This window comes from Naasia lichenicola (genome assembly GCF_004801885.1).
GTDB classification, from domain to species: Bacteria; Actinomycetota; Actinomycetes; order Actinomycetales; family Microbacteriaceae; genus Naasia; species Naasia lichenicola.
Map to the genome: position 1 here is coordinate 646,028 of NZ_SSSM01000001.1, position 15,209 is coordinate 661,236.

At 68.3% G+C, this 15,209-nt stretch carries 18 protein-coding genes; 12 read left to right on the plus strand and 6 right to left on the minus strand.

All coding sequences use genetic code 11. The features are described 5' to 3' along the window. Positions 1-51 precede the first annotated feature (51 nt). Both E6C64_RS03030 and E6C64_RS03035 read right to left on the minus strand, forming a co-directional pair. Entirely contained in the window at positions 52-939 is an 888-nt protein-coding gene (locus tag E6C64_RS03030; protein WP_136426123.1) for an NERD domain-containing protein, read from the minus strand. Positions 940-1,302: 363 nt separating this feature from the next. Beyond that, a complete protein-coding gene (locus E6C64_RS03035) occupies positions 1,303-2,178 on the minus strand; it encodes an LLM class F420-dependent oxidoreductase (protein ID WP_136426124.1) in 876 nt (291 codons plus the stop codon). Positions 2,179-2,251: 73 nt separating this feature from the next. Between E6C64_RS03035 and E6C64_RS03040 the strand changes: the two genes are divergently transcribed. The 3 genes from E6C64_RS03040 (at position 2,252) to E6C64_RS03050 (ending at position 3,883) form a co-directional block, all read left to right on the plus strand. Beyond that, the gene (locus E6C64_RS03040; RefSeq protein WP_136426125.1) at positions 2,252-2,974 is read left to right on the plus strand and encodes an alpha/beta fold hydrolase; all 723 of its coding nucleotides are present in this window, start codon (positions 2,252-2,254) and stop codon (positions 2,972-2,974) included. 64 nt (positions 2,975-3,038) lie between these two features. Beyond that, entirely contained in the window at positions 3,039-3,419 is a 381-nt protein-coding gene (locus E6C64_RS03045) for a VOC family protein (protein ID WP_136426126.1), read from the plus strand. 41 nt (positions 3,420-3,460) lie between these two features. Continuing rightward, positions 3,461-3,883, plus strand: a complete 423-nt coding sequence (locus tag E6C64_RS03050) for a PNPOx family protein (RefSeq protein ID WP_136426127.1) — start codon at positions 3,461-3,463, stop codon at positions 3,881-3,883. On the opposite strand, the gene E6C64_RS03055 is transcribed toward E6C64_RS03050, so the two are convergent. Then, the gene (locus E6C64_RS03055) at positions 3,880-4,563 is read right to left on the minus strand and encodes a response regulator transcription factor (protein ID WP_332908212.1); all 684 of its coding nucleotides are present in this window, start codon (positions 4,561-4,563) and stop codon (positions 3,880-3,882) included. The genes E6C64_RS03050 and E6C64_RS03055 overlap by 4 nt on opposite strands. 119 nt (positions 4,564-4,682) lie before the next feature. Between E6C64_RS03055 and E6C64_RS03060 the strand changes: the two genes are divergently transcribed. From E6C64_RS03060 to E6C64_RS03095, 8 genes are all read left to right on the plus strand, one after another. Next, positions 4,683-4,958 carry a GlsB/YeaQ/YmgE family stress response membrane protein gene (locus E6C64_RS03060; protein WP_136426128.1) on the plus strand — a complete coding sequence of 92 codons (276 nt, stop codon included), beginning with the start codon at positions 4,683-4,685 and terminating at the stop codon, positions 4,956-4,958. Positions 4,959-5,152: 194 nt separating this feature from the next. Continuing rightward, positions 5,153-5,764: a helix-turn-helix domain-containing protein gene (locus E6C64_RS03065; RefSeq protein WP_136426129.1), complete on the plus strand. Its 612-nt coding sequence runs from the start codon at positions 5,153-5,155 to the stop codon at positions 5,762-5,764. Positions 5,765-5,852: 88 nt separating this feature from the next. Next, positions 5,853-7,502, plus strand: a complete 1,650-nt coding sequence (locus E6C64_RS03070) for an amidohydrolase (protein ID WP_136426130.1) — start codon at positions 5,853-5,855, stop codon at positions 7,500-7,502. A 134-nt stretch (positions 7,503-7,636) separates the two neighbouring features. Then, positions 7,637-8,776 (plus strand): polyamine ABC transporter substrate-binding protein, encoded by a 1,140-nt coding sequence (locus E6C64_RS03075; protein ID WP_136426131.1) that lies wholly within the window; start codon positions 7,637-7,639, stop codon positions 8,774-8,776. A gap of 93 nt (positions 8,777-8,869) precedes the next feature. Continuing rightward, positions 8,870-9,622: an HAD family hydrolase gene (locus tag E6C64_RS03080; RefSeq protein ID WP_136426132.1), complete on the plus strand. Its 753-nt coding sequence runs from the start codon at positions 8,870-8,872 to the stop codon at positions 9,620-9,622. After that, positions 9,619-12,438: a glycoside hydrolase family 65 protein gene (locus E6C64_RS03085; protein ID WP_136426133.1), complete on the plus strand. Its 2,820-nt coding sequence runs from the start codon at positions 9,619-9,621 to the stop codon at positions 12,436-12,438. Before E6C64_RS03080 ends, E6C64_RS03085 begins: the two co-directional genes overlap by 4 nt. 32 nt (positions 12,439-12,470) lie before the next feature. Then, entirely contained in the window at positions 12,471-12,788 is a 318-nt protein-coding gene (locus tag E6C64_RS03090) for a hypothetical protein (RefSeq protein WP_199240938.1), read from the plus strand. Positions 12,789-12,880: 92 nt separating this feature from the next. Continuing rightward, positions 12,881-13,465, plus strand: coding sequence for an HhH-GPD-type base excision DNA repair protein (locus tag E6C64_RS03095; RefSeq protein WP_136426134.1), 585 nt, complete (start codon positions 12,881-12,883; stop codon positions 13,463-13,465). A gap of 158 nt (positions 13,466-13,623) precedes the next feature. On the opposite strand, the gene E6C64_RS18860 is transcribed toward E6C64_RS03095, so the two are convergent. Both E6C64_RS18860 and E6C64_RS03105 read right to left on the minus strand, forming a co-directional pair. Continuing rightward, entirely contained in the window at positions 13,624-13,890 is a 267-nt protein-coding gene (locus tag E6C64_RS18860) for a hypothetical protein (RefSeq protein WP_158437718.1), read from the minus strand. A gap of 142 nt (positions 13,891-14,032) precedes the next feature. Further along, positions 14,033-14,515, minus strand: a complete 483-nt coding sequence (locus tag E6C64_RS03105) for a GNAT family N-acetyltransferase (RefSeq protein ID WP_136426136.1) — start codon at positions 14,513-14,515, stop codon at positions 14,033-14,035. 50 nt (positions 14,516-14,565) lie between these two features. Between E6C64_RS03105 and E6C64_RS03110 the strand changes: the two genes are divergently transcribed. After that, entirely contained in the window at positions 14,566-14,994 is a 429-nt protein-coding gene (locus E6C64_RS03110) for a DUF6157 family protein (protein ID WP_233255423.1), read from the plus strand. A gap of 39 nt (positions 14,995-15,033) precedes the next feature. Here the strand turns inward: E6C64_RS03110 and E6C64_RS18865 are convergent, their stop codons facing one another. Beyond that, positions 15,034-15,201, minus strand: coding sequence for a hypothetical protein (locus E6C64_RS18865; protein ID WP_158437719.1), 168 nt, complete (start codon positions 15,199-15,201; stop codon positions 15,034-15,036). Positions 15,202-15,209: the final 8 nt, after the last annotated feature.

Below are 15,209 nucleotides of genomic sequence, written 5' to 3' on the forward strand. Positions count from 1 at the left end.
CACGACCGGGCCGGTCGGTGGCGGGACCGGTGCGGTCCCGAGGGGTGCTCGCTAGCCGAAGATCGGCGCGAGGATTCCCGCGAGGGTCGGGATCGACAGCGCGACGACGCCGACAGCGGCTGCCAGACCGCTGAGGACCCAGATGCGCTGCACGTTGGCGGCGCGCTCGACCTCGGCGCGCAGCTGCTCGAAGTCGTTCAGCAGGGTCGCCTCCGGCACGATGCCCTTGCGCCAGCGGACGGGCTCGTCGAGCTTGGCGACGATCTCCGCGACCTTCGCCGGGGAGAGCAGCTCCGGGCGCTTCCTCAGCCAGCTGGCGAGCGAGTGCCCGTCGCGGAGGTCGAACCGGGTCGGGTGCTCCTTGTAGGTGATCTCGCGCGCCTCGACGACGGCGATGACCGGGCGGACCGCAAAGCCGGTGAAGCCGTTGAACGCGAGCATCTTCTCGAGGCGCAGCGAGTCGGCGACGGCGCGGGACACGTGCTGGGACACCTCGCGGTTGACGAGGACGTCCGACCGGTCGACGGTGATCTTGCGGCCGCGGTGACGGCGCGAGGTGATGACGAAGACGCCGCCGGGTCCGACGACGACGTGGTCGATGTCAGGGCTCTTGAGGCCGATCGGCAGGGCGTGGAAGTAGAACCAGCCCTCCGGCAGCTTGGCGAGCTCCTCGCCGACCTCGACCTCGCCGAGCGCGCTGTTGTACCAAGGCATGCCGATCGCGCTGATCGGCGAGATGCCGAAGATGCGCGAGAGGCGCCCACGGGCACGGGTCTCCGACTGGTGCGAGAGCACCTCTTCGATGTCGTCCTGGCCGGCGATGCGATCGCGCATCCGGACGTCGGAATGCTCGGCATCGGTCGGCGCGAAGAGCGTCGCGGACTCGAAAGCGGACGGTGTGGCGGACTGGGCCGCGGTTGCAGTGGCTGCGTTGTTCATCTTGGTGATCCCCTCATCACGTTGATAGGAACACCGTACGAATTCTCCACTAATCCCTCCACCCCCCAGAGCGGGCGGCCCCTATAGGGGTGAAACGCGATTGGTCGATTCACTCACTGACCCCGCTGGAGAAGGGGTGGTAACAGAAGAGGGCCCGAATGCTCATTGCATTCAGGCCCCCTGCGGAATCGCGCTCCAACACTTTCCAATGCCCAGCCTATTGGGCGCGTGAACAGGCATTCCACCCCCACAGTGGGCGTCGTGCCATCTCCCGCAATTCGCCCGCCCAATTCCTCGCCGAGATGACGCAAATCGCCCCTATCCGATGCGGATAAGGGCGATTCGGGTCAACTGGATATCGGGTCAGCCGAGGTGAGTCAGCCGCGGCGCGATCTTCTCGCCGAACGCGCGGATCGCGCCGGCAGGATCGGGGTTGGGCGCCCGTAGATGCACGTGCTCGACGCCGAGGGCCGCGTACGACTCCATGGTGCGCAGGAACGCATCGGGGTCGGCCAGCGGATCGACCTGCGGGCCCATCACGGTCTTCTCGATGGAGTCATAGTCACGACCGAGGTCGTCGCAGTGGCCGCGGAGCACGTCGAGCTTGTGCTTGATGGTCTCCGCATCGGGTGCGATGAGGTTGCAGGCGTCGGCGTACTGGGCGACGAGGCGGAGCGTCTTCTTCTCGCCGCTGCCGCCGATGACGATCGGCGGATGCGGCTTCGTGATCGACTGCGGGACCGAGATGGTCTCCTTCAGCTGGTAGTGCGTGCCGTCGAAGGGACCCTCGTCGTCGCTCCACATCTGCAGGGCGATCTGGAGCGCCTCCTCGAGCCGCTCGAAGCGCTCCTTGATCGGCGGATAGTTCACGCCGAGGGCCAGGTGCTCGCGCTCGTACCAGGCGGCGCCGATGCCCATGAAGGCGCGTCCTTCGGAGAGCACGTCGAGGGTGGTGACGATCTTGGCGAGCAGCCCGGGGTGGCGGTAGGTCACGCCGGTGACGATGGTGCCGAGCTTGACCCTCGAGGTCACCCCGGCGAGGTAGCCGAGACTCGTGTAGCCCTCGAGCATCGGGTCATGGGCAGTTCGGAACTGCTCCATCTGGAAGTAATGGTCCATCACGGTGAACCAGCTGGCGCCGGTCTCCTCGGCCGCGCGGGCCGAGTCCTTGAGCAGACCGGGGATGGAGGCAGGTTCGCCGGGCATGGAGAAGTCGAGGAAGTGGAATCCGAAGCGCATGGGTGTCACGCTACGCCCGGGCGCATGGGGGAAGGTCGCGGGGCGTGTGCCGTGCCCTCCGTAGGCTTGGCGCATGCCCTCCATCGCGCTCATCCACGGGATCCAGTCGAGCAGCACCACCTGGTGGCAGGCGCGAGCCGACCTCGAGGATCTGGGCTGGACGGTGCACACGCCCACCCTGCTCGGGCACGGCGGACGCATCGTCGGGGCCGATCAGTCCGCCGACCTGGCGACCATGGCCGACGATGTGCTGCTCCAGCTCGAGGACGAGCCCATCGACCTCATCGTGGGGCACTCGCTCGGCTCGCTGGTGGCCCTGACACTGGTGGCCCGTCATCCCGAGGCTGCGCGCGGGGTGCTCCTGGAGGATCCGCCGTCGATTCCCGAGGGAGGCAGCGTGCGCGATCTCGTCGGCGACCTCGCCGCGGAGCACGACGCGGCCCTGGCCGATCCGCCGGGGGTGATGCTGCAGGTCCTCTCGGAGAACCCGCTGTGGTCGCGTCTGGACGCCGAGCACGCCGTAGCCAACCGCGGCGCGGTCGATCTCGACGCGGCGGCGCGGTTCGTGGACCGGCAGACGTGGGACCTGCCGCAGCTCATTGCCGACTGCCCGATCCCGCTGCACCTGCTCGCGGCGACCTTCCCGGGCTCCGCGCTGTTCGAACCCGCGCGAAGCGTGATCCTCGATCGGCTCGACCCGTCGGTCGTCTCGGTGATCCGCAGCGGGCACAGCATCCACCGGGAGCGGGTGGCGCTCTGGACCATCGCGGTGACGGCGTTCGCCGCGACGCTTTAGCAATCGGCCCAGCCATCCGAGATCACGCTGGCCGCCGTCCGGGGTGAGGACTAGCGTCACGAGCATGTTCCTCGGACTGCGTTCGGTCATCTATCCCGCCCCCGACCTCCAAGCGGCGAAGGCCGCGACCACCGCCCTGCTCGGGGTGCAGCCCTACTTCGACGAGGCGTTCTACGTCGGCTTCAGCGCCGCCGGATACGAGCTGGGCCTAGATCCCAACCTCGACCCGGGCGAGGGCCCGGTGACCTACTGGGGCGTCTCGGACATCGAGGTGGCGATGCTCGACCTCTCCGATAGGGGAGCGACCACACGCACGCCCGTCCAGGACGTCGGCGGCGGAATCCGCACCGTCACGCTCGAGGTTCCCGCGCTCGGTCTGGTCGGACTCATCCAGAACCCGCACTACGAGCCTGTCGAGGTGGATGGCGCAGGCCCGGGCCGATAGCTCGAGCCGGTGTCCCGAACCGACGCGGGCGAAGCAGTCGAATGAGCGGCGCAGCGGCACGACGTCCATTCATCGGCCGCATCCTCAAGCACACCCTCAATCCGCTCACCCTGCGGATCGCACGCAGCACGCGCGGGCCCTTCGCCATCGTGCGCCACGCGGGACGCAGGAGCGGCCGCAGCTTCGAGACGCCGATCATCGCCCGACCGTTGCCCGACGGGTTCATGATCGAGCTGACCTATGGGCCGAACGTGGACTGGTTCCGCAACATCCGGGCGGCCGGTGGCTGCGTGATCCTCTGGCACGGAGTGGAGCATCGCATGGTCGCGCTCGAGCCGGTCGACGCCGTGGTCGGGATCGCCGCCTTCAGCGCCACCCAGCAGCGGATCCTCCGACTGCTCCGCCGGCAGGATTTCGTGAAGCTCGTCGAGGGCGCGTTGACGCCAGCGGTCGGATCGACCTAGCTGACTCCGCGCCAGCTGTCGATTCGATGGAAGTCGGGTGTGAAGCCGTGTTTGACCCCCCAGAGCACCGCCTGCGTGCGGCTCGTCACGCCGATCTTGCGGTAGATCGATCGGATGTACGTCTTGATCGTGTTGGGACTCAGGTAGGTGAGGGCGGCGACCTCGGAGTTGTTCTTGCCCTGAGTGATCAGCGCCAGGATCTCGGACTCGCGGTCCGTGATGCCCTCCTTGCGTCCCGGCCAATCCAGCGCCAGAGCCACCCCGACGCGTCCGGCGGGTTCTGTGACGATCCGCTCGCCAGCATGGATCCGTTCGAGTGCAGCCACGAGTTCCCGGGCCGGCAGGGTCTTGGAGAGGTACCCGTGCACGCCCTGATCCTGTGCGCTGATGATCAGCTCGGGCGCGAAGTTCCAGGTGTAGACGACGACCTTTCCCGCACGAGGATTGCGGACCAGCTCGCCGAGCTGCTCGCTGTCCGCCTCGGCCTGCGCGAAGGAGTCGTACATCACGATGTCGACGACGTCGACGAGATCTGCGTTGGCATCGATCTCGGTCACGACGACGCGATCCTGGTAGTCGTCGAACATGTTGGCGAGACCGATCAGGACGACTTCGTAGTCGTCCAGCAGCGCGACCCTGAGGGGCCCGCCCTTCTTTGAGAAATCTTCACCATTCGCCACAAGACAACTCTACCCCGAAGGGTGAGGTATTCACCCTCAAGGAGTGGTTGACTGTACATATCGACGCACACGCGTCGACACTCGACCCGGATACCGGGCTCACAAGTAAGGCGGCCCCCATGGGTGTCATCGGAACCATCGTCAGCATCATCGTCATCGGACTGATCGCAGGCGCGCTCGCTCGCCTCATCGTCCCCGGCAAGCAGAACATGTCGATCGGGATGACCATCCTGCTCGGCATCGTCGGATCCTTCATCGGCGGCTTCCTCGGCTACCTGATCTTCGCGAAGGACTCGGGCGACGGCTTCCTGCAGCCCGCCGGGATCATCGGATCCGTCATCGGCGCGATCATCGCGCTCGTCATCTACCTGCGCGTCCGCGGCCGCCGCAGCTGATCGTGAGCATCTGAAGCACAGCACCACCGCGAGAGCGCGGCGTCCATCCGGACGCCGCGCTCTTGTCGTCTTCGGCACTTCGGCGCTCGTTCATGTCCGGCGCGTTACAACTTGTCGACATCGCTTGCCCTGCCCATCGAGCACGCCTAGCTTCTGACTAAGCAAATCGCTTAGCAAGGCACGGTGGAGGATCAGTGGTCGACGAGCTCTTCGACGCCGCGGCGGTCATCGACCGCGAGATGCGCAGCATCGTGGGGGAGCGGCTGCGTTCCGCCCGCGAAGCCTCCCGGATGAGCACGCGCGACGTCGCCGCCCGCGCCGGCCTCAGTGCGGGGTTCATCAGCCAGGTCGAGACCGGCCGCTCCGGCGTCTCCGTGGCGAGTCTCAAGCGGATCTCCTCCGCGCTCGGCATCAGTGCGGCGGATCTGCTGGCCGACGACCCGCCCGCGTCCCGTCAGGTGCTCCGCGCCCACGAGCGCCCCGTCTTCTCCGGCGAGGACGGGGTCACCAAGCTCCTGCTCTCGCGGATGCCGATCCGCCAGCTCGAGGTCTACGACGCCACCATCGAGGTCGGCGGCAGCACCGGTGACGAGCCGTACAGCCACGACAACGCGCAGGAGATCTTCTACGTGCTCGAGGGCCACGTGGAGGTGACCGTCGGCGGCGAGCGCCATGCCCTCGGCCCGCGGGACAGCCTCGAGTACCTCAGCACCACGCCGCATCGAGCCGTGAACGTCGGCACGGTCACCGCGTCGGTGATGTGGATCAGCTCCCACCTCACACCACCCGCCGAGCCCTACCTGTAATCCAGTCGGCGCTGCACCGTTGGCATAGCTCGCCCAGCACCGCACCGTTCCTCCGCACTCCCGAGCACCGTAAGGATCCACCCCCTCCATGTCTGCCTCTTCCCCCCAGCGCCTGCTCATCGAAGGCGGCCGCGTGCTGCTGCCGAGCGGAGTCGTCTCCGAGCCGGTGCTGCTGAGCGACGGCGTCATCACGGCGATCGGCGGAGCGGCCCTCGACGCCGACGACGCGACGGTGATCGACGCGAAGGGCGGCACGGTCCTGCCCGGCTTCCAGGACTCGCACGTGCACCCGATCCACGCCGGGCTCGACATGCTGTCCTGCGATCTGACGCCCTACACGACCGCCGATGCGTACCTCGACCGGATCGGCGCCTACGCCGCCGAGCACCCCGAGCTCGACTGGATCAGCGGCGGCGGCTGGTCGATGGACGCCTTCCCCGGCGGTCTGCCGACGGCGACGGCGCTCGACGCCGTCACGAGCGGACGCCCCGCCTACTTCCCGAACCGCGACGGCCACGGCGCCTGGGTGAACAGCCGAGCGCTCGAGCTCGCAGGGATCGACGACGGCACCCCCGATCCCTCCGACGGACGGATCGAGCGGGACGCGGACGGCCACGCGATCGGCACCCTGCAGGAGGGCGCCATGGCGCCCGTCGCCCGCCTCATCCCCATGCCGACCCAGGACGATCTCGAGCAGGCGCTGCTCCTGGCCCAGGACCGGCTGTTCTCCTGGGGCATCACGGCATGGCAGGACGCCATCGTCGGCGGCACCAACGACGTGCCCGAGACCCTCGACGCGTACCTCAACACCGCGGCAGCCGGCACCCTGAAGGCCACGGTGGTCGGTGCGCTCTGGTGGGACCGCAGTCGTGGCCTGGAGCAGATCGACGAGCTCGTCGCCAAGCGGGAGCGCGCCGCCGCCCTCGGCGCCTCGACGTTCCGCGCCACGAGCATCAAGATCATGCAGGACGGCGTCGCCGAGAACTTCACCGCAGGAATGCTCGAGCCCTACCTCGACGGCTGCGGCTGCCCCTCGCACAACTCGGGCAAGAGCTTCGTGGACCCCGTGCTGCTGCACGAGGTCGCCACACAGCTCGACGCACTGGGCTTCCAGCTCCACTTCCATGCACTCGGCGACCGGGCCGTCCGCGAGGCCCTCGACGCCATCGAGACCGCGCGCCACGCGAACGGCGACTCCGACCTGCGGCACACCCTCGCGCACATCCAGGTCGTGCACCCCGACGACGTGCTCCGGTTCGGCCCTCTCGGCGTCGTCGCCAACATGCAGCCGCTCTGGGCCCGCCACGAGCCGCAGATGGACGAGCTGACCGTGCCGTTCCTCGGACAGCCCCGCGCCAGCTGGCAGTACCCCTTCGGCTCGCTCGCCCGCGCGGGCGCACCCCTCGCCTCAGGCAGCGACTGGCCGGTCAGCACCGCCAACCCGCTGGAGATCATCCACACCGCCGTCAACCGCAACCACCACGGAGCGACCGGGGACGCCGCCCTGCCGTTCCTCGGCGAGCAGGCGCTCTCGCTCGCCGACGCGGTGGTCGCCCACAGCCTCGGCACCGCCTACCTCAACCACGACGAGGCACGCTCCGGGACCATCGAGATCGGCAAGGCGGCGGACATCGCCATCCTCGACCGCGACATCTTCGAGAACCCCGCCTCGGAGGTCGGCGGCGCCACCGTGAGCTGCACGATCGTCCGCGGCGAGGTCGTCTTCACCGCCTCCTGAGCCCAGTCCCGTCCCGTCAGCGTCAGCGTCAGTTCCACCAGCACCAGTTCCTCCCGCATCACCAGCACCAGCACCAGCACCAGCACCTCCGGTACCGCCTTCCTGCCTCATCCGTTCCGAAGAGAGAAGATCCCATGCCGCAGCTCGAGCCCGTGCGCCTCCTCGTCCCCGAAGCATTCAGCAAGCACGTCAGCCGTCGCGCCTTCCTCAGCGGCGCGACCGCCCTCGGCGCCACCGCCCTGCTCGCGGCCTGCGCGCCGGGAACCAGCGGAGGCGGCTCCAGCGCCGGGCTCAACATCTACACGTGGGGCGAATACGACGACCCGGATGTGATCAAGGCCTTCACCACCAAAGACGGCACCGCGATCACCATCGACAGCTACGGCTCGAATCCCGAGATGATCGCCAAGCTGTCCGCCTCGAAGGGCACGAGCGGCTACGACATCTGCGTGCCGACCCACTCGGCCATCCAGCAGATGGTTACCGCCGGCCTGCTCGCCGAGCTGGATCACTCCAAGCTGCCCAACATGAAGAACCTCACCCCTGCCGTGCTCGACACCGCGTTCGACCCCGGCAACGTCTACTCGGTCTGCAAGGACTGGGGCTCGACGGGCTTCGTCTACGACACGAGCATCATCCAGCGGGAGCTCACCTCGTGGGCCGACTTCTGGGACGCGGCGGCCAACGAGGCCTCCGGCAGCTTCTCGCTGCTCGAGGACCAGGGCGAGGTCTCGTTCGCCTACTTCCTCGCCAACGGCATCCCCATGAACACCGATGACGAGGCCGACATCGCGGCCTACCGCGAGTTCATCCTGGGCATGGCGCAGCACGTGCAGGCATTCGAGTCGTACGTCAGCACCACGGTCGCGCAGGACGGCCGAGCGCTCGCCCACTGCTGGAACGGCGACGCCCGCCTCGGCATCCTCAACAACGCCGACCCCGACAAGTACAAGTGGGTCTGGCCCGCCGAGGGCGGCAACCTGTGGCAGGACAACTGGGCCATCGTCAAGGGCGCCCCCAACGAGGAGGCCGCCTACGCCTTCATCGACTACATCCTCGATCCCGAGGTGTCGCTCAAGGAGCTGACCTACGTCGGCTACAACACGGGCATCGAAGGGATCGAGGAGGCCGCCACCGAGGCCGGGGTCGACAGGCCGGACCTCATCTTCATCTCGGACGAGATCATGTCCAAGCTCGAGTACAGCGAGATGAAGGACACCGACGAAGAGGTCATCGCCATCTACAACGAGCTCAAGGCGGCGGCTGGGCAGTAGCCGCAGCCGAGGTTCCGAGCCTCCGCGCGAATCGCCGCACGGGCGTTACCGGGGCGAAATCGTTTTGCTCATCGCATCGAATAGGGTGGCGCCGTGCAACCCGATCTCGATCCGTATCGTCTGGTGCTCTTCGATCTCGACGGCGTGCTGACGCCGACGGCGGAGATCCACATGCTCGCCTGGAAGACCATGTTCACGAAGCTCTTCGCGGAGAAGGGCGTCGAGGAGCCCTACGCCGACGAGGACTACTTCCGCTATCTCGACGGCAAGAAGCGCGACGACGGGGTGGCCAGCCTGCTCGCCTCCCGCGGCATCACGGTGCCGCTCGGCCACCCCGACGACCCGACCACCCTCGACACGGTCTGGGGGATCGGCAACCGCAAGAACGACGTGTTCACCGAGGTACTGCGAACCGACGGGATCCAGCCCTATCCGGGGTCGCTGGCATTGGTCCAGCAGCTCGCCGATGCGGGGATGCCGATGGGCGTCGTCTCCAGCTCCAAGAACGCGGTCTGGGTGCTCGAGGCCGCCGGCATCCGGGACTACTTCCCGGTCGTCATCGACGGCGTGGTCGCCGCGGACGAAGGACTGGCGAGCAAGCCCGCGCCGGACATGTTCCTCGCCGGAGCCCAATACTTCGACATCCCGCCCGCCGAGACGGTCGTCTTCGAGGACGCGACCTCCGGGGTCGCCGCCGCCCACGCGGGCGCCTTCGGCCTCGTGATCGGCGTCGACCGCGGAACCGGCGCGCAGAACCTCCTCGACGCGGGCGCCCACCGCGTGATCGACGACCTCGACGAGTACGTGACCAGCACCGGCGTCACCACCTTTGGGAAGGCAGAATGACCCTCAGCCCCGAAGCCTCCGCGAGCAACGCGGAGCACTCCGAGCAGATCACCGAGCAGTCCGACGACCTTCCCACGGAGAACCGTCCGCAGCTCGATCGCGACCGCTATCCGGTCGATCCGTGGGCACTCACCGAGACCAAGTTCAACCCCGACGACATGGGCCTGTCGGAGACGCTGTTCGCCGTCGGCAACGGCTTCCTCGGCATGCGCGGCAACAGCGCAGAGGGTCGGCGCGCCCACGCCCACGGCACGTTCATCAACGGCCTGCACGAGACGTGGAAGATCCACCACGCCGAGCAGGCCTACGGCTTCGCCGAGGTGGGCCAGACGATCCTCAACGCTCCCGACGCCAAGGTGATGCGGCTCTACGTCGACGATGAGCCGCTCTCGCTCGGCGACGCCGATCTACTCGACTACTCACGCACGCTCGACTTCAAGACCGGCGTCCTCCGCCGCGATCTGCTCTGGCTGACGCCCGCCGGCAAGCAGGTCAAGGTGAGCTCCACCCGGATGGTGTCCTTCCCCGAGCGGCACCTCGCCGTGCTGACCTTCGAGGTGACCGTGCTCGACGCGGACGCCCCGGTCACCATCTCATGCCAGCTGCTGAACCGGCAGGACGGCGAAGACGAGTACGGCGGCGCGACACCCGCCGCTGCGGCTGCGGCCAAGGGCGCCCCGCCCATGGCCGATCCGCGCAAGGCCGAAGGCTTCACCGGCCGCGTGCTCATCCCGGGGGAGTACTGGCAGGAGGGCGATCGCAGCGCCCTCAGCTATCGCGTCGCGAACTCGGGGATGCGGGTGGCGGTGCTCGCCGACCACATCATCGAGACCGAGAACGAGTACCGGCTCAATCGGATCATCAACCCCGACATCGCCAAGAACGTCTACAACGTGCAGGCGCGCAAGGGCGTCCCCACCCGGATCACCAAGGTCGTCGCCTACCACGACAGCCGCACGACGCCCACCCGCGAGCTGATCGACCGCGGCCGCCGCACCCTCGACCGCACCGAGTTCGAGGGCATCGACCGGCAGTACGAGAAGCAGCGCGCCTGGCTCGACGAGTACTGGTTCCGCGCCGACATCGAGGTGCAGGACGACGACGACCTGCAGCAGGCGATCCGCTGGAACCTCTTCCAGCTCGCCCAGGCGTCCGCGCGAGCGGACGGGCTCGGCATCCCGGCCAAGGGCGTCTCGGGCAGCGGCTACGGCGGTCACTACTTCTGGGACACGGAGATCTACGTCCTGCCCTACCTGGCCTACACGAACCCGCTCTGGGCGCGGAACGTGCTCCGCCAGCGCGAGCAGATGCTGCCGCTCGCCCGCAAGCGCGCCAGGATGCTCAACGAGGACGGCGCGCTGTTCCCGTGGCGCACCATCAACGGCGAGGAGGCCTCCGCGTACTACGCGGCAGGCACTGCGCAGTACCACATCAACGCCGACGTGACCTATGCCCTCGCGAAGTTCATCTACGCCACGGGCGACGTCGGATTCCTGGCCAACGGCGCCATCGACATCGCCGTGGAGACGGCCAGGATGTGGGCGACGCTGGGCTTCTGGCGGCGCAGCAACGGCGACGAGAGCTTCCACATCCACGGGGTCACCGGGCCCGATGAGTACACGACCGTCGTGAACGACAACCTCTTCACGAACGTGATGGCGCGGTTCAACCTGCGCTACGCCGTCAGCTCGGTGCGGGAGATGAAGCGCGACCAGCCCGAGGCCTACGAGCGGATGGTCAGCCGCATCCACCTGCACGACGAGGAGGTGCGCGAGTGGGCGCGGGCGGCGAACGCCATGGCGATCCCGTACTCCGAAGCGCTGCAGATCCATCCCCAGGACTCGCACTTCCTCGAGCGCGAGGTCTGGGATCTGGCCAACACCCCCGAGGACCAGAAGCCGCTGCTGCTGCACTTCCACCCCCTGGTGATCTACCGCTTCCAGGTGCTCAAGCAGGCGGATGTCGTGCTCGCGCTGTTCCTGCACGGCAACCACTTCAGCCAGGAGGAGAAGCTCGCCGACTTCGACTACTACGACCCGCTGACCACCAGCGACTCGACGCTGTCCAACGTCGTGCAGTCGATCATCGCGGCGGAGATCGGCTACAAGCAGCTGGCGCTCGACTACTTCCTGCACAGCCTCTACGTCGACCTCGCCGACCTGCACAACAACACCTCCGACGGCGTGCACGTGGCGTCGACCGGCGGGGTCTGGTCCGGACTCGTCTCGGGCTTCGGCGGCATGCGCGACCATGACGGCGTCCTGACCTTCGATCCCCGTCTGCCCGACTCATGGCCGATGCTCCGCTACCGGCTGATCTGGCACGGCGTGCGGATGCTGATCACCCTCACCCGGCACGAGATGACGCTCGAGGTCATCGAGCGGGAAAGCGGCGCCGCCCTCGACAACGAGATCAACTCCCAGCTCGACGTCACCGACGACGGCAGCCCAGCGCCCGACACCCGCGCACCGGTGCAGTTCACGGTGAAGGGCGTGAGCTACGAGGTGTCGGAGGGCACGCCGATCACCATCACGCTCGCCGACCAGGGACCCGTGCTGCACGGCTCGCCGGCCGAGAGCTGGAGCTCGAACTACCGCCGCGAGGACGGCACCCTCATGGTGCCCTCCGTGCCGACGATCACCGACGCCATCCCGACCTTCACCGGCGGCCTGCCGATGGGCAACGAGTCGAGCGAGGCCACCGACGCGTCTGCGGACGGGGTCGGCGATCCGGATCACGCCACATCCGTGAGCGCACCGAGCACCGATGAGAACTCTCCGGCGGCCCGCCGTCGCCGTCGGCTCCGGCGCTCGTAGGACCTGCCAGGCGGGCGTATGGGGAGCCGCGGATGAGCCAGGCGCTGGATGAGTTCGACGCGCTGTTCGACGCGCTGCCGCCCGAGGTGGCGCGCGGTCGGATGATGGGCCGCCCCTCGGTGACGATCGGCGGGCGGATGGTCGCCTGCCTCAACGGAGACGTCCTCGGCATCCGGCTGATGAGCGGCTCGGCCGAGTTCCCCGACGCGCTTCAGCTTGCGGGCGCAGCGCTGTTCGATCCATCGGGCAAGGGCCGTCCGTTCAAGGACTGGGTCGGCGTCCCGGTAGGGGAGTCGGAGCACTGGGCGCCGCTCGTGCTGGCCGCACTGCCGCGTGCCGAGGATCGCTGATCCGACTTCGCCGATCCGATTGCACCGATCGGACATCGCCGATCGGACGTCGCTGATCCTTCGATTCCGTTCCGGTCCGTGAGAATGGGCGCATGCCCGAACTGAACATCACCGGCGACGCCGAGGCCGATGAGCTGCTGTCGTCCGACCCGCTCGCGCTGTTGACCGGCATGCTGCTCGACCAGCAGGTGCCGATGGAGACCGCGTTCGCCGGACCCGCGAAGATCCGCGATCGGCTCGGCGCCTTCGACGCGGCGACTCTCGCGGGGGAGTCGGAGGAGCACCTCACCGAGGTCTTCCGCACCCCGCCCGCCGTCCACCGGTATCCCGGATCGATGGCGACGCGCACCCGTTCGCTCGCACAGGCGATCGAGGAGGAGTGGGGCGGGGACGCGTCCGCGATCTGGACTCGGGCCGGATCGGATGGGCAGAGCCCGGATGGCGTCGAGGTGCTGCGACGGCTGAAGGCGCTGCCCGGCTTCGGGGAGCAGAAGGCCAAGATCTTCCTCGCCCTGCTCGGCAAGCAGCGAGGACTCGAGGCAAGCGGCTGGCGCGATGCCGCGGGCGCGTACGGCGACGAGGGCAGCTATCGATCCGTCGCCGACATCGTCGACGCGGAGTCGCTGACCAAGGTCCGCGAGACCAAGCGCGCCGCCAAGGCAGCCGCGAAGAAGTAGGGCGCCCGCGGCTGCCCCGTCGGTCCGGTGGATCCCGAGGTCGACCGGGTGGTGGATGCGCTCCGCCGGGACGCTTGCGAGTGTGGGTGCATGACGAACAGCCACAGGGCACGCAGGGCGGCGGAACGGCGGTTGGCCAGGGGCGTCCGGGCACGGCGTCACGCCGTGGCAGAGGCGCGGAGCATCGCGTCGTTCCGCTCGGTCGGCAGTATCGCCTCGGCGTTCTCCAGCGGGAGCATCGCCTCCACCCACTCGACGGGCAGCATCGGGTCGGCGTTCTCCGCCGGCAGCATCGGCTCCGCGTTCTCGGCGGGCAGCATCGCATCCATCGGATCGGCCGGAAGCATCGCCTCCATCGGATCGGCCGGAAGCATCGCCTCCATCGGGTCCGCCGGCACGCTGGCCTCGATCCGCAGTTTCGCCAAGATCGCCGCCGTGGTCGCGGCCGTCGCATCTCGGCTCGTGCGTAGGGGAGGGCGCTGACGCGCCGTCGCTGAACGACCATGTGCTCGAAACCGGCGCTTCCCTACGGAATTACGTGCACATTCGGCCGGAACGTAGGAAGGGTCAGCGGAGGCGCTTGCGGAGGTAGACGAGGGTGACGCCATCGTGCAGGGGCTCCGTGCGCGTGCGCTCGTAGCCGCGGCGCTCGTAGAGACGCAGGTTGCCCTCGCTGAGGTGACCGGTGAACAGCTCGGCCCAGGTCTCGGTCGAGCGCTCCTCCACTTCACGCAGCAGCAGGGAGCCGAGGCCGCGCCCCTGCAGATCGGGGGCGACTGTCAACCGGCCGATGTGCAGCACATCGTCATGGGTGCTCGTGCGGACCGCGGCGAGCAGGCGCTCTCGGCCGTCACCGGACCGGACGACCAATCCGGCGCCGCTCATGATCTCGAGGCGGAGCTCACCGAGCGACTGGGTCAGCGCCGGCAGGAAGGCGTCGCGATAGAGCTGGGCCTCCGTGGCATAGGCGGCTCGCTGCAGCGTCAGCACCTCGCCCGCATCGGCGTCGGTCATGGGCGCGACCTGATACGAGATCCCCTCGGGACGCATGTCGGACCTCCTGCCTATGCTGACGCTAACGGTTCGGCGGAAGGGAAGACATGGCCATCAGGGACGGGATCCACACCACGAATTACGACGCCACCTTCATCGAGGTCGCCGACGACTGCCCGGTCCCCGAGGCGACCGTGCCCGTCGACCGCGGCTCCGCTCCGAGCATCGCCACCATGCAGTTCGAGATGATCGCGGCCCATCCGTACGCGTTCACCTCCGACGAGGTCATCTTCGAGGTATTCGCCGAGCGCGCGGGGATCCCGGCCGACCAGCGACCCGCCGCCCGGGAGGAGTACTTCTCCGTCGGTCGCGCCTGCCTCCGTGCTTCGCCACTCGGCAAGCGATGGGGCTGGGGAGTTCACAGCGACGGCGACGGACGAGTGGCCGTCGTGCCGCTCGGATCACCCGAGTACGACCGGTTGCGGGAGTCTGCCGACGTCGCGCACCTCAAGGCGATGCGCAGCTCGCGCTCCTAGAGCGGCAGCTGGCCGCACAGGGCGTAGGGGGTAGGGCGCTCAGTGGCCCTGGTCGGCTCCGCGGCGGTGCTTGTGCTTCTCCTGCTTGGGCTTCGTGGGCTTGTCGCCGCTGGCCGTCCGCACCGGAGACGCGGCCTGGCCGGACTGGTCAGCCGCAGAGGGCTCCCAGGTGAAGTAGTCGGGACCTGCTGGCTTGACCTGGGTCATTGGTGCCT

Coding starts and splice junctions, on each gene's coding strand:
- E6C64_RS03030 (WP_136426123.1), bottom strand. CDS start 939: ATGAACAACGCAGCCACTGCAACCGCGGCCCAGTCCGCCACACCGTCC.
- E6C64_RS03035 (WP_136426124.1), bottom strand. CDS start 2,178: ATGCGCTTCGGATTCCACTTCCTCGACTTCTCCATGCCCGGCGAACCT.
- E6C64_RS03040 (WP_136426125.1), top strand. CDS start 2,252: ATGCCCTCCATCGCGCTCATCCACGGGATCCAGTCGAGCAGCACCACC.
- E6C64_RS03045 (WP_136426126.1), top strand. CDS start 3,039: ATGTTCCTCGGACTGCGTTCGGTCATCTATCCCGCCCCCGACCTCCAA.
- E6C64_RS03050 (WP_136426127.1), top strand. CDS start 3,461: ATGAGCGGCGCAGCGGCACGACGTCCATTCATCGGCCGCATCCTCAAG.
- E6C64_RS03060 (WP_136426128.1), top strand. CDS start 4,683: ATGGGTGTCATCGGAACCATCGTCAGCATCATCGTCATCGGACTGATC.
- E6C64_RS03070 (WP_136426130.1), top strand. CDS start 5,853: ATGTCTGCCTCTTCCCCCCAGCGCCTGCTCATCGAAGGCGGCCGCGTG.
- E6C64_RS03075 (WP_136426131.1), top strand. CDS start 7,637: ATGCCGCAGCTCGAGCCCGTGCGCCTCCTCGTCCCCGAAGCATTCAGC.
- E6C64_RS03085 (WP_136426133.1), top strand. CDS start 9,619: ATGACCCTCAGCCCCGAAGCCTCCGCGAGCAACGCGGAGCACTCCGAG.
- E6C64_RS03090 (WP_199240938.1), top strand. CDS start 12,471: ATGAGCCAGGCGCTGGATGAGTTCGACGCGCTGTTCGACGCGCTGCCG.
- E6C64_RS03095 (WP_136426134.1), top strand. CDS start 12,881: ATGCCCGAACTGAACATCACCGGCGACGCCGAGGCCGATGAGCTGCTG.
- E6C64_RS03105 (WP_136426136.1), bottom strand. CDS start 14,515: ATGCGTCCCGAGGGGATCTCGTATCAGGTCGCGCCCATGACCGACGCC.
- E6C64_RS03110 (WP_233255423.1), top strand. CDS start 14,566: ATGGCCATCAGGGACGGGATCCACACCACGAATTACGACGCCACCTTC.
- E6C64_RS18865 (WP_158437719.1), bottom strand. CDS start 15,201: ATGACCCAGGTCAAGCCAGCAGGTCCCGACTACTTCACCTGGGAGCCC.